Consider the following 13,053-nt stretch of genomic DNA (forward strand, 5'->3'; position numbering starts at 1 on the left):
GACCCCCAAGAATTGGTTGTCCAACTATTGGGGGGCAGTTCAGTAGTCGGCTTTGTGTTTATATCGATTGCGAAAATCAGGCTTAGAATTTAAGGCTGACCTGCATACCAATAAACTGGCTGTCGTATGGCGCGCCCGCATCGGCAGCGAATCTTGCTGCGTCATGGTTGTTAAACCACGGGTCGTAGTTCATTCGAACGTCGGTATCACCTTGCCACCAATCGGTCACCCAGTAGTGGATATGACCCACAGGGTTCAGGAAGAACAAGCTGACGCCACCTAGGGTGTCAGAACCCATCACTTCACCACCATCGGCTACGATCTCTTTCTCTGTCAGATACATCCATTCACCCACTGCTGCGCCAAATAGTGGCGTAACAATGATGTCTTGAATAGAAGGGATTTCTGCAAAGCTTTCTACGCCATATTCCCAGAAAAAGGTCGACATGGTGAAGGAGTATAAGAACGACTCGAATTCAGTGAAGCCGGAGTGACGCGCTGCGGTGTAGTAAACACCACCGAAGTACGGGTGCATCACGTAGTTCAGGTAGTGGTCATCTTTATCCCAGACTGGGCCTGCAGACACGTTATCCCACCATTTTCCTGCAAGGTTACTGAAATCGCGATCTTCCGGTGTCCAGTTAGTCACGCTTTCTGGTAAAAACGTCATCAAGCCGACTGTCGCCACACTTAAACCCAAGATGGTATAAGTTTGACCCATCAAGTAGTCCCAGTCTTTTTCTGGGGCAGTAGACAGATACTTTGGCAAACGATGAGCAGGAGATTCGTTAAAACGCATAGCGCTATCTACTGGCTGATCTTGCGCATCGTTAAGAGCAAGGGAGTCAAAACCATAACTGTTCGAGTAGGAATAAGCTTGCTGCTCGAAGTTGATGGTTGAAGCATCAAAAGCCAAGGCCGTTTGAGAGCAAAGCAAAGCGGCCGCAGCCAAGGTTGAGCGATAACGCACGTAGGATCTCCCACACAACAAAAAGCCAAACCATTCAGCGTTGCCATGTAGCCGAGGTTTGGCGAGAAAAAGTGTTCAAAAATAACAGTGGTATTTGGTCGGTGTATGAGACACGTCCATGATAACCACGCTGAAGCATGGGAGTCATAACCGAAACAAAGTGCTAATTGTGAGGCACTCGCAATTAAGCCGCTAATCATAGCAACGTAAAGGGTCATATTTCCACCAAAAACTAGACATCCATCGCTATTTTAATAGTGGTGTGTCTAGAGTGTTCATGTTTAGTGCGAAGTGCGGCGAAAGCTTGGGCGGAAAAACGGGTGTTTTTCTTGGTGTGGCTGTCAACGATGTCTGTGATAAATACCCGTACTGAATCTGTTTAGCCGTCGTGAATATCGCTGGTTGCGATAGTGTTAAGTGTCTGTGCATAATGGCTTTACACTATCGCTTATAAGGAGATATCAGTGGGACAGAGCAAACTTCGAGTCGCAATGCTAAGTACTGGCGAGGAAGTGCTACACGGTGATATCACTGATACCAATGCAGCTTGGCTATCGAGACGTTGCTTTGAAGAAGGCTTTGCGCTGCATAGACGTGTCACTGTAGGTGATGCGGTTGATGATATCGCGATTGAGCTAGTTAGATGCAGCCAAGTGTCAGACGTCGTGATTGTTAATGGCGGTTTAGGGCCAACCACGGATGATCTCACAACAGAAGCGATGGCAATGGCGATGGATGTCGATCTTGAGTTGAACAACCATTGGCTAACTGAATTAAAGGCACGGTTTGAAAAAAATGGTAATACCATGCCTAAAAGTAATATTAAGCAAGCCATGCTGCCTGAGGGTGCTGAGCTGGTGGATAACCCTGTAGGCAGTGCTTGTGGATTTTCAGCCACGCTTAACGATTGCTTGTTCTTCTTTACGCCAGGTGTGCCAAGTGAGTTCAAGCACATGTTTGACAACGAAATCGTACCTCGCCTTCAAACAGGCTTTCCAAACACGACCAAGCAAGAAATTCAGCGCTTATATACCTTCGGCTTCTCCGAATCCCTCCTCAATGACAAACTAGAGCTTTTGTCGCTGCCGAATGAATTTGAGATCGGGTATCGTTCTTCACTGCCTTTTATCGAAGTGAAACTTTTTTCACCTCGCCAGCATAGTGACATCTCGCTGATCACTGACGCGATCCGCAATGTATTGGGCGATCGTTTGGTGGGGGATGGTCAACCCATGTTGGAGTCGGTTGGCAATCTCCTAGAGCAGAGCAAGGTGACAATTTCCGTTGCGGAAAAATTCTCTGGCGGGTACTTGGCCAATTGGTTAAATCAAACAGAAGCTACGAAAGAAGCGTTTGTTCAAGGTTGGGTGCTGAGTGAATCTAGCCTAGTTGCTGAAGGCGATTACAATCCGTTAGCAGCGGTGCTCGCGATGGCGACAGCATCTCGTGAGAATGCGGGTGTTGATATCGGTTTAGCCTGTGGGAATATGGAAGCGGGTCGTGTTGCACTTGGACTGTCTGCTGCTGATGGTGATTGGGGTATTGTCGTGAAGCCCCGTCGTTCTCAAAGCAATGAGAACTTCCGTTGTTACACTGCCACCATGCTGCTAGACATGTTGAGACGCTATCTATGCGGATACGAGATGTTCCCCGATATCGCCTCTTTGGTGACTACAGAGTCGTTGCATATCCCTGTCGACAGTGAAGCTGAGTAAACATGATAAAGACGCCTGATACAGTCAGGCGTCTTTCTATAATGATCTTTTAATCTCAACGTCAGTGGAAGATCTCAGCACTCAAGCAGCATCTTGAAGTTGCTTAGGTATACAGGTTTAGGTTTAGCTTTTTGGCCACATGCGCAATCATTCGTTGCGCTCTCACGCTGTTTCCTGATTCATCCAACGGGGGAGAAAACGCCGCGATACCGAGTTTTCCGGGCGCGACAGCGAGCACGCCACCGCCAACGCCACTTTTTCCCGGCAGCCCTACTTCAAATGCCCAATCACCTGAATAGTCATAGAGACCTTCCATCGTCATTTCGGCAAGTACTGGAGCTACGTTTTGTGCCGCGATGATTTGTTCGCTCGATAGCGGATTCATGCCTCGGTTTGCAAGTGTCGCGCTCATCACTGCGAGATCTTTACAAGTCACGAGTGTGGAGCATTGCCGTGTATAAACATCGCAGGCTTCCATGGGATCACAAAAACAGTTACCCGCCGCATACAAGAGCCATGCAATCCCTCTATTGTGAAAGTTGGTTGTTTGCTCTGATTCATTGATTTCATCGGAAAGCATGATTGAGGCAGCCGTCATCCGCCGTTGCATATCTAAAATGCGCGCCCATCGGTTTTCGGGGTCGGTGGCGTTAAGCAAACTGACACTAGCCATGGCACCCGCATTCACCAGAGGTGAAAGCGGTTTATCTTGGTGTTCACATAGCGCCATCACTGAATTGAAAGGAAGCCCTGTTGGCTCTGCGCCAATCTTCTCTCGCACTATTTCGGGGCCAACATCCTCCATGAGCAGTGCCAGTGTTGCGACCTTAGAGATAGATTCGATAGCAAAACCGTAGTCACTGTCACCCGCTTGATAGATCTCGCCATTTGCTGTGACAATCACTAAAGCGGCAAGATCCGATGGCACTGATGCAAGATACGGAATATAGCTGGCATTTTCGCCACCGGGTAATGTCTTAAATTGGCGATAGGTATCATCAACCAGTGACTGCAGTGTGTCTGGTGAAGGCATGATGTTCATGATGCTGCCCCCTTGCCTTCGCGATGACTCTCCGTGACGCCTTCAGTGTGTTTATCGGAATCATTTTGCAGGCCGGGATGCACGCCTTCAATTTGCCATGTGAAAGGGGCAAAGTCAGAGTTCTCATCTCGCCAATGGGGTTTGCGAACGGCGTAGATCACAAAGGGAATGGCGATGAAAAACAGACTCAATCCAACCAAAATAGAAATGAACACGGTAGGGCTGCCAACGGCAATCTGACTAGGTGGAATGAAGCTGAATGCAAAGGCAATGGCGGATGCAGTAAAACCGACGCCTGCAAAGATGTATAACCCCGTTTTTCCTCCTGGCACATTGTAGGGGCGAGGACGGTTAGGTTGGCTAAATCGCAGGTAGATAGCGGCTGAAAACATCAGCATGTACAGCGTAAGATAAATAACGGCGGCAAGTTGACTGAGAATTTGATACGCCGCTTCGACCGAAGGTAAAACAACAAAGGTCACCGCGAGAAAGCTCACGATGATCCCTTGAACCAAGAGTATGTGGATAGCCATGCCATTCTTGTTGGTCTGCTGCCAAAACCGCGGCATATAGCCCGCTTTCGCGACTTCCAGCAGGCCGGTCGAAGGCCCTGCGACCCATGTGACAATACCTGCCAATACACCAATAGCGAGACAGATAGCCATGATAGGGCCTAAAAAGCTCAGCCCGGCCCATCGGAACATATCGAAGTATGCGACTAATAGACTCTGTGTCAGGTTGATGTCAGCGCTCGGGATCACGAAGGCGATGGCCAGTGTGCCGAGAACGAAGATCACCACGGTTCCTAGCGCGGCAATACCAATTGCTATTGGGTATGAACGGGTTGGATTGTCGAGATCTTTAACGTGGATGGCGTTCATTTCCATACCGGCATAAAACAGAAAAATACTGGCGGCGAGTACAACGTTATTGAAATTTGAAAGATCTGGAATGACGTCTTTCCATTGCATCTCTATCTGAATTTTTTCACCACTGAGCAGGAAGGCAAACCCCAGTATGATGAGAATAATAGCAGGAACAATGGTGCCGATAATGCCACCCCATTTGGACAGTAATGTAAAAGCTGCTACGCCGCGAAAGGCAATAAAGGTCGCAAACCAATAGATAGCTAATACGATAGCGAGGACGAAGAATTTATTCTGTGAGAGAGCGGCATCAAAGGTTTGATCGGGTCCTATAAAGGCCAAAGAGACGGCTCCAAATGTCAGGGCAGTCGGGAACCAAACACACACTTGTACAAACAACAAGAACATAGCCATGAAAGCCAGTTTGGGGCCAAAAGCTTCACCTATCCACCTGAAAATACCGCCTTTTTCTGGCCAGCCTGTTGCCAGTTCTGCGGCCACCAATGAAACAGGTATTAGGAAGAATACAGCGGCAAACACATAGAAAAAGACCGAGCTAAGACCGTACTCTGCCTCTGCAGGTAAACCTCGCAAACTGACAACCGCCACAATGTTCATGATGGCGAATGTAACCACACTTATTTTGCCTGTGGCAGCAGCACTGCTTTTCTTATCCATTTTTTAATCCTATGGAGTGAAGGCCACACGAAACGGTGGCCTTTGGACTAAATTGAACGATTTAACGCCCCCGTAAGTGCAGGACTAACCGTGGTGGAATGAGGACGTTGTACTCGATTTTGCTTGTGGATATTGCTTGAAGTACTCGAGGCATCGTTTGAGGTCTTCAAGCAGTAAGGCAACCATATCTTTGCTTACGCCATGGCGTATCATGATGCGCTGTATCACTGTGTCTTGGCGGTTACTTGGAAGCGGGTAGGAGGCAATTTGCCAACCGCGCATTCTCATGCGGTCTGAAAGGTCATAGAGTGTGAATCCCCAGTTTCCTTCTTTTAAGCTGTAGCTAAGGGCGGGTAGTCCGCCTCGTCCGTTATAGAACAGTTCGAAGGGGCCAAGTTTAGCGATTTCGTCAGCTAACCATTGAGCGGTGCTTAAACAAGACTCTTGGATTCCTTTGTACCCTTCAAAGCCTAAACGTAGAAAGTTGTAGTATTGCGCGACGATTTGACCGCCTGGGCGTGAGAAATTGAGTGCAAAGGTAGGCATGTTTCCGCCGAGGTAATCAACATTAAATACTAACTCATCGGGTAGATGTTTTTTGTCTCGCCATACCACCCACCCAACTCCGAGAGGCGCCAAACCGAATTTGTGGCCTGAACTGTTAATCGACACAACCCGTGGCAGTCGAAAGTCCCATTTCAATTCGGGAGAAACAAACGGAGCGATAAAGCCACCCGATGCACCGTCGACGTGGATAGGGATATCCAAGCCGGTTTTTGCTTGAAGCTCATCGAGTTTGTTTGAAATAACTTCTACGGGCTCATAAACGCAGGTATAGGTAACACCAAGAGTAGGTACGACACCGATTGTATTTTCATCAACGTATTGTGAGAGTTTGTCGGGATTCATTCCTACTTCGTCGCCATCGAGCGGTATTTCACGCATTTCAACATCAAAGTAGCGAGCGAATTTGTGCCAGCAGATTTGAACGGGGCCACAGACAATGTTGGGTTTGTCCGTCGCTAAGCCGAGCGCCTCGCGTTTTTTTCGCCAGTTCCACTTCATGGCAAGGCCACCCAACATGGCGGCTTCTGATGAGCCTGTGGTCGAACACCCCACGGTGGTTTCGCTTTCGGGGCTATTCCAAAGATTGGCAAGAATATGAACACAACGTGCTTCAATTTCCGCTGTTTGCGGGTATTCGTCTTTGTCGATCATGTTTTTGTCTATGCAAGCATCCATTAATTCGTGGACACTTGGTTCCATCCATGTCGAGCAAAACGTGGCGAGATTCTGTCTGGCATTACCATCCATGAGCAATTCATCACGTAGCAGTTGTGCGATGAGTTCTGGCGGTTGACTTTGTGTGGGTAGAGCGTGTTTGGGGAGCTGAGTCTGAGAAAGGGCTTCTTCATATAGATCTTCTGTTTGAAGGTCGTTTCCTTTGGTGAAATGTAATCCCATACATTGTCTCCTAGCGCGCCGCAAAAAAGTTGGGAATGAGAGCATTAATGATTAAAACTCATTGAGCTATCAGTATTGGAAAGACGACGGAAAAGAAGTGACCAATATATGAGATAGAATGCACTAACAATGAAAGTTTTTTGGACATCGAGCTTCTATGGTGCAGAAGATCGACAGCATGGGCAGATAAGAGGACAGATAAGAGGATTGATACGAAGAATATGAAGGTTTTATTGGGGGATTAGCGAGGAGTTATGTTGAAAAAAAAGCGCCGCAAAACCTGAGTCAGAGGTTAGCGGCTTTTTTAGCTACAAAAGAAAGCTGGTAGTCGAATTCCAATTCTACGTTGCCAGTAGGTACCGAGCCACAAGTCAGGATTTCTCCCGCAGCGACATAGGCCATGGCATCTTGCTGAGTTACCGAACCGTTATCGAGTTTGCAGCGACAAGCACCACATACGCCGTTACGGCATTGGAATTCAGGTTGAAGTCCTGATTGTTCGAGTTGGTCGAGCAGTGGCTGGTGGGTATTGCCCACCAGCAATTCGCCATTCACTTTGATAGTGATTTGACTCATAGTTCGAAGTCACCCAAATCATCGATATTCATGTCGTTATCAATTTGGCCGACAAGGTATGAACTGATTTCTGCTTCTTGTGGTGCCACCTGAACATTGTCAGAAGACAACCATGCATTAATCCAAGGGATCGGGTTTTGAGACGCGTTTGAGTATGCAGGCTTCAGTCCAACCGCAGACATACGGAGGTTGGTAATATATTCCACATATTGGCAAAGAATATCCTTGTTCAAGCCGATCATCGAGCCGTCTTTAAACAGGTATTCTGCCCACTCTTTTTCTTGCTCAGCTGCTTCTTTAAATAAGTCGAAGCATTCTTGCTCGCACTCTTTCGCAATGTCTGCCATTTCTGGGTCGTCATCGCCACTGCGAAGGATATTCAGCATGTGCTGTGTGCTAGTTAGGTGCAATGATTCATCACGCGCAATCAATTTGATGATTTTTGCATTGCCTTCCATCAATTCGCGTTCTGCAAAGGCAAATGAACACGCGAAACTCACATAGAAACGAATGGCTTCCAGTGCATTCACTGACATCAGGCAGACGTAGAGTTTCTTCTTAAGCTCACGTAGCGAAACCACGATGGTTTCACCGTTAATGGTGTGCTCACCTTCACCCAATCGATGGTAGTCGCTGGTGGCTTGAATCAAGTCATCGTAATACTTGGCAATGTCATTCGCACGCTTGATGATTTGATCGTTGGCGACGATATCATCAAATACAACTGACGGGTTGTTGACGATATTACGGATGATATGAGTATAAGAACGAGAGTGAATGGTTTCAGAAAAAGACCAAGTCTCAATCCATGTTTCTAACTCAGGAATAGACACCAACGGAAGCAAGGCAACGTTTGGGCTGCGTCCTTGAATGGAATCCAACAGGGTTTGGTACTTCAAATTGCTGATGAAAATGTGCTTCTCATGTTCAGGCAACTTGTTGTAATCAATACGGTCTCCCGAGACATCGACTTCTTCAGGGCGCCAGAAAAACGAAAGTTGCTTTTCGATCAGTCGTTCGAAAATTTCATACTTCTGCTGGTCGTAGCGCGCTACGTTTACAGGCTGACCAAAGAACATAGGTTCTTTGAGTGCGTTATTGTTTGTTTTTGAAAAAGTGCTGTAAGCCATTGCCGTAAAGATACCGTGTAAAATGAAACCTTAAAGAGGGAGCTGATGCTCCCTCCCATTTAGATATTAGATTTTGCAAGCACCGCCTGCGCAATCATCGTCTTGTGCGGCTAGATCTTGCTGTGCATCATCCGCGCCATCACGAGTGTTGTGGTAGTACAACGTTTTCACACCAAGTTTATACGCCGTCAGCAAGTCTTTGAGCAGCAACTTCATTGGTGTTTTGCCACCAGCTTGTTTGCTTGGGTCGTAGTTGGTGTTAGCGGAAATCGCTTGGTCGACGAATTTCTGCATGATACCGACTAACTGTAGGTATCCATCATTAGAACCGATGTTCCATAGTAATTCGTAGTTTTCTTTGTACTTGTCGTACTCAGGAACAACCTGCTTCAGGATGCCGTCTTTCGATGCTTTGACAGAAACAAAACCACGCGGTGGTTCAATGCCATTGGTAGCGTTCGAGATTTGTGACGATGTTTCTGATGGCATCAACGCTGACAAGGTTGAGTTGCGTAAACCATGCTCGACGATCTCACCACGAAGCGTTTCCCAGTCATAGTGAAGTGCTTCTTCACAAACCTTGTCCAAGTCACGCTTGTAGGTGTCGATAGGCAGCACACCTTGTGCATAGGTGGTTTCGTTGAAAGACGGACAAGCGCCTTTTTCTTTCGCTAGACCCACAGAGGCTTTCAGTAGGTAGTACTGAATTGCTTCAAAGGTGCGGTGTGTTAGACCATTTGCGCTGCCGTCTGAATAACGGACACCATTTTTCGCTAAGTAGTAAGCAAAGTTAATCACACCTACACCTAACGTGCGGCGGTTCATGGTGGCTTTGCGCGCTGCTGGTAGCGGGTAGTCTTGATAATCAAGCAATGAATCGAGAGCACGAATGGTTAAATCGGCCAACTCTTCAAGTTCGTCCAACTCTTTGATAGCGCCTAAGTTGAACGCAGATAGAGTACAGAGGGCGATTTCACCGTTGTCATCTTCCACGTTGGTCAAAGGCTTGGTTGGCAATGCGATTTCAAGACACAGGTTCGATTGACGAATAGGTGCAACGGCAGGGTCAAACGGGCTATGAGTATTGCAGTGATCAACGTTTTGAATGTAGATACGACCGGTTGAGGCACGCTCTTGCATCATCAGTGAAAACAGCTCAACCGCTTTGACAGTTTCACGCTTAATAGAAGCATCTTGCTCATATTGAACGTAAAGGCGCTCAAATTCTGCTTGGTCAGCGAAGAAAGCATCGTAAAGCCCTGGTACATCCGATGGTGAAAACAGGGAAATGTTTTCGCCCTTAATCAGACGGGTATACATCAATTTGTTGATTTGTACGCCGTAGTCCATGTGACGGACACGGTTTTCTTCAACGCCGCGGTTGTTTTTCAACACCAGCAGGTTTTCAACTTCACGGTGCCACATTGGGTAGAACAGTGTCGCCGCACCGCCACGAACACCGCCTTGTGAGCAACACTTAACGGCGGTTTGGAAATACTTGTAAAACGGGATACAACCAGTATGGAATGCTTCACCACCACGAATAGGGCTACCGAGTGCACGAATGCGACCAGCGTTAATACCTATACCAGCACGTTGGCTCACGTAACGCACAATCGCGCTTGCTGTCGCATTGATAGAATCAAGGCTGTCATCACACTCAATCAGTACGCATGAGCTGAACTGACGGGTCGGTGTACGAACGCCTGACATGATTGGCGTAGGCAGTGAAATTTTGAACAGTGACGCGGCATCGTAGAAACGGCGAATGTAGTCAAGACGCGTTTCTTTCGGATAGTTAGCAAACAGGCATGCAGCGACCATAATGTACAAAAACTGTGCACTTTCGTAGATTTCTCCAGTAACACGGTTCTGTACTAAATATTTGCCTTCCAATTGCTTAACAGCAGCATAAGAAAAATTCATATCACGCCAGTGGTCAATATAGCCATCTAGAATGTTCAATTCTTCTTCGGTGTAGTCTTCCAAGATGTGCTGATCGTACTTGCCCATGTCGACCATCTTACGAATGTGGTCAACAAGCTTAGGCGGTTCGAACTGGCCGTAAGCCTTTTTGCGCAAGTGGAAAATAGCAAGGCGCGCTGACAAATATTGGTAGTCAGGCGTTTGCTCAGAGATCAGATCAGCAGCTGCTTTGATGATGGTCTCGTGGATGTCTTCAGTTTTAATACCGTCGTAAAATTGGATATGAGAACGGAGTTCGACTTGTGATACTGAGACATTGTCTAGGTCTTTGGCTGCCCACTCGATAACACGGTGGATTTTGTCTAGATCAATGTTTTCCTTTACGCCACTGCGCTTTTGGACGGTAATTTGTTGGTTCATTTATCTTGTTCCCGGTATTTCCTTGCCTGAAGACGTGTTTTCGCAAGATTTCACAAGTTGCAAGGAAGAATTGTGATCAATATTAAACTGATGGCGTACGCATCCAAACACTACATATAGGGGGTTCGCCTTGCTTGAGTAACAAGATAGTGATGAGCTGATGATATTGCAAGTTAGCGAATATTCGCCTTCTGTGGATATCTTGGGGATGATGATTGTTATGTTAGTGCTTACTAACCCATTTGTCCTATAAGATGCAATGGCATAGAAAAATGCAATAATTTTTAGGGTACGGATGTAAATAAAAAAAAATATTATTCTTGCCTAGTAATACAAACAGTGATTCATCTTAACTGCATGAAAGTTGGTTATTTTGTGCGCTTTAGACGTGTGACAAAGATCAGAATAATGACAGAATTCCTACAGGACTGTTAAAAGTAAGATCTGCATCCCACTCAACAGGATTCTGCTCCTCTCCAATGTAACCCCATGCTGCAACAGCGGAATACATGTTGGCTGCTTTCGCCGCGATGATGTCATTTTCGATGTCACCTACATACAAACAGTCAGAAGGCAAAACGTTGATCAAACCAGCGGCATAGATAAGTGGATCCGGATGAGGCTTGGCTCGGCTGAGCGTATCAGCACAAACAAGCGCTGGGGTTTGAGAGAGAAATGGAAAGTAGGGGAGAAGCATCTTAGTGAGAAAGCTGGGCTTGTTGGTCATTATCCCCCAAGGAATATTACGCTCGGTAAGTTCAGAAAGGAGCGTATCGACGCCTTCATAAGGGGCTGTTGCGGTACAGATGCTGTTTGCATAGTGATCGAGAAATGCCAATCTTAGCTGGTCGATATCTATACCTTGCCGTGATTGACCAAACCCTGCTCTCAGTAAGCCGCGAGCACCATGGCTGGTGTTGGCTTGAATCTGTGTTTTAGTTAATGGAGGGAGACCGTGGTCGCGCAGAACATTATTTGCTGCGTTCGCCATGTCTGGTGCGGTATCGAGCAGTGTGCCGTCTAAATCAAACAGAACCGCTTTGATCTTCCCTTTCATTGACTGTCCTCATCCGTGACGTTTTGTCTTTAAGTAAAAAAGAGCCCGGTTATTCCGGGCTTTGAGTATGAACAATGTAGTTGACGTCAACGTTACGTGGCGACAACCAATACTGGTTAGTCAGCGGATTGTAGTGAAGGCCTGTCATGTGTTGTTCTGCAAGCGGCGTAGCATCAATCATCTTTAAAAGTTCTGACGGGCGAATAAACTTATTGTGATCATGTGTCCCTTTTGGAACGATTTTCATCACATGCTCGGCACCGACGATCGCAAATAACCAAGACTTAGTGTTGCGATTTAATGTGGAGAAGAAAACGTGGCCGCCAGGTTTTACCATACGAGCACAAGCTGCTATCACTGAGGCTGGATCTGGAACATGCTCGAGCATTTCCATACACGTGACAACATCGTATGTGCCTGCGTTAGCATCGGCATGTTCTTCCGCTGTTGTTTGGATATAGGAAACGCTAGTACCTGTTTCTAACGCGTGAAGGCGTGCTACTGTCAAAGGCTCTTTGCCCATATCTAGGCCCGTCACGTCAGCGCCTTCGCGAGCCATGCTTTCTGCAAGAATGCCCCCGCCACAACCCACATCCAGTACTTTTTTGCCAAAGATGCCAGCCGTACGCTCGATGACATAGTTCAAACGAAGAGGGTTGATCTCGTGCAGCGGTTTAAACTCGCCGTCTAGATCCCACCATCGTGAGGCCATATCTTCAAATTTCTTGATTTCTGCGGGGTCGACATTTTGTGGGGTCGTCATTGCGTATTTGTCCCTAAATTTTTTTGCCATTATAACCGCTTTATAATCAACAGCGAAATGCAGAAAACGTTGAGGAGAAGGGACAACGAAAACCGGAGGCAGATCCCCCGGCAATGATGTGTTTAACGAACGAATGAATCGGTAATAAAGTTATGCTGCGTTGGTAACGGCAACTGCAGCGAGCAGCCCCAACAAAGTGTATTTACCGATAATGATTGCCATACCCACTGCATTGATTGCTTTGTGTAACATAGCGCCTCCTTGTTGACACTTGATTGCGTCAGAACTTATTTTTCCTTACTAAGAGGATGGATATTGGGAGGCACTTCCCACTCTTCTTTTCTTTCTTTTATTACATAGTAAATCGTGACATGCACATGGTTGAAAAAAGGCGCTCATCAAATACTCAGAGAATCTAAAAAAATACGCCTACGCTTCTGTGAGCG

General features: G+C 46.8%; 10 protein-coding genes. 1 reads left to right on the top strand and 9 read right to left on the bottom strand.

All coding sequences use genetic code 11. The features are described 5' to 3' along the window. Positions 1-82: 82 nt before the first annotated feature. Entirely contained in the window at positions 83-952 is an 870-nt protein-coding gene (locus tag LRP50_RS16860) for a DUF3943 domain-containing protein (RefSeq protein ID WP_420791234.1), read from the bottom strand. 482 nt (positions 953-1,434) lie between these two features. Here LRP50_RS16860 and LRP50_RS16865 point away from each other — a divergent pair, with 482 nt between their 5' ends. After that, positions 1,435-2,685: a CinA family nicotinamide mononucleotide deamidase-related protein gene (locus tag LRP50_RS16865; RefSeq protein ID WP_274165635.1), complete on the top strand. Its 1,251-nt coding sequence runs from the start codon at positions 1,435-1,437 to the stop codon at positions 2,683-2,685. A gap of 103 nt (positions 2,686-2,788) precedes the next feature. Here LRP50_RS16865 and glsA read toward each other — a convergent pair whose 3' ends face one another. The 8 genes from glsA to ubiG all read right to left on the bottom strand — a co-directional run bounded on the left by glsA (position 2,789) and on the right by ubiG (position 12,607). Further along, complete coding sequence (gene glsA, locus LRP50_RS16870) at positions 2,789-3,727, bottom strand: glutaminase A (protein WP_274165636.1); 939 nt, start codon at positions 3,725-3,727, stop codon at positions 2,789-2,791. Further along, the gene (gadC, locus tag LRP50_RS16875; RefSeq protein ID WP_274165637.1) at positions 3,724-5,271 is read right to left on the bottom strand and encodes a glutamine/gamma-aminobutyrate antiporter GadC; all 1,548 of its coding nucleotides are present in this window, start codon (positions 5,269-5,271) and stop codon (positions 3,724-3,726) included. Before gadC ends, glsA begins: the two co-directional genes overlap by 4 nt. A gap of 84 nt (positions 5,272-5,355) precedes the next feature. Next, positions 5,356-6,735 carry a glutamate decarboxylase gene (gad, locus tag LRP50_RS16880; protein ID WP_274165638.1) on the bottom strand — a complete coding sequence of 460 codons (1,380 nt, stop codon included), beginning with the start codon at positions 6,733-6,735 and terminating at the stop codon, positions 5,356-5,358. Positions 6,736-7,020: 285 nt separating this feature from the next. Further along, complete coding sequence (locus LRP50_RS16885) at positions 7,021-7,311, bottom strand: 2Fe-2S iron-sulfur cluster-binding protein (RefSeq protein WP_274165639.1); 291 nt, start codon at positions 7,309-7,311, stop codon at positions 7,021-7,023. Continuing rightward, a complete protein-coding gene (gene nrdB / locus LRP50_RS16890; protein ID WP_274165640.1) occupies positions 7,308-8,441 on the bottom strand; it encodes a class Ia ribonucleoside-diphosphate reductase subunit beta in 1,134 nt (377 codons plus the stop codon). The genes LRP50_RS16885 and nrdB overlap by 4 nt, the downstream gene beginning before the upstream one ends. 66 nt (positions 8,442-8,507) lie before the next feature. Continuing rightward, positions 8,508-10,787, bottom strand: a complete 2,280-nt coding sequence (gene nrdA, locus LRP50_RS16895; RefSeq protein WP_274165641.1) for a class 1a ribonucleoside-diphosphate reductase subunit alpha — start codon at positions 10,785-10,787, stop codon at positions 8,508-8,510. A gap of 400 nt (positions 10,788-11,187) precedes the next feature. Then, entirely contained in the window at positions 11,188-11,844 is a 657-nt protein-coding gene (locus LRP50_RS16900; protein ID WP_274165642.1) for an HAD family hydrolase, read from the bottom strand. A gap of 49 nt (positions 11,845-11,893) precedes the next feature. Then, complete coding sequence (gene ubiG / locus LRP50_RS16905) at positions 11,894-12,607, bottom strand: bifunctional 2-polyprenyl-6-hydroxyphenol methylase/3-demethylubiquinol 3-O-methyltransferase UbiG (RefSeq protein ID WP_274165643.1); 714 nt, start codon at positions 12,605-12,607, stop codon at positions 11,894-11,896. Positions 12,608-13,053 lie beyond the last annotated feature (446 nt).

Source organism: Enterovibrio gelatinilyticus (assembly GCF_028683095.1).
GTDB classification, from domain to species: domain Bacteria; phylum Pseudomonadota; class Gammaproteobacteria; order Enterobacterales; family Vibrionaceae; genus Enterovibrio; species Enterovibrio gelatinilyticus.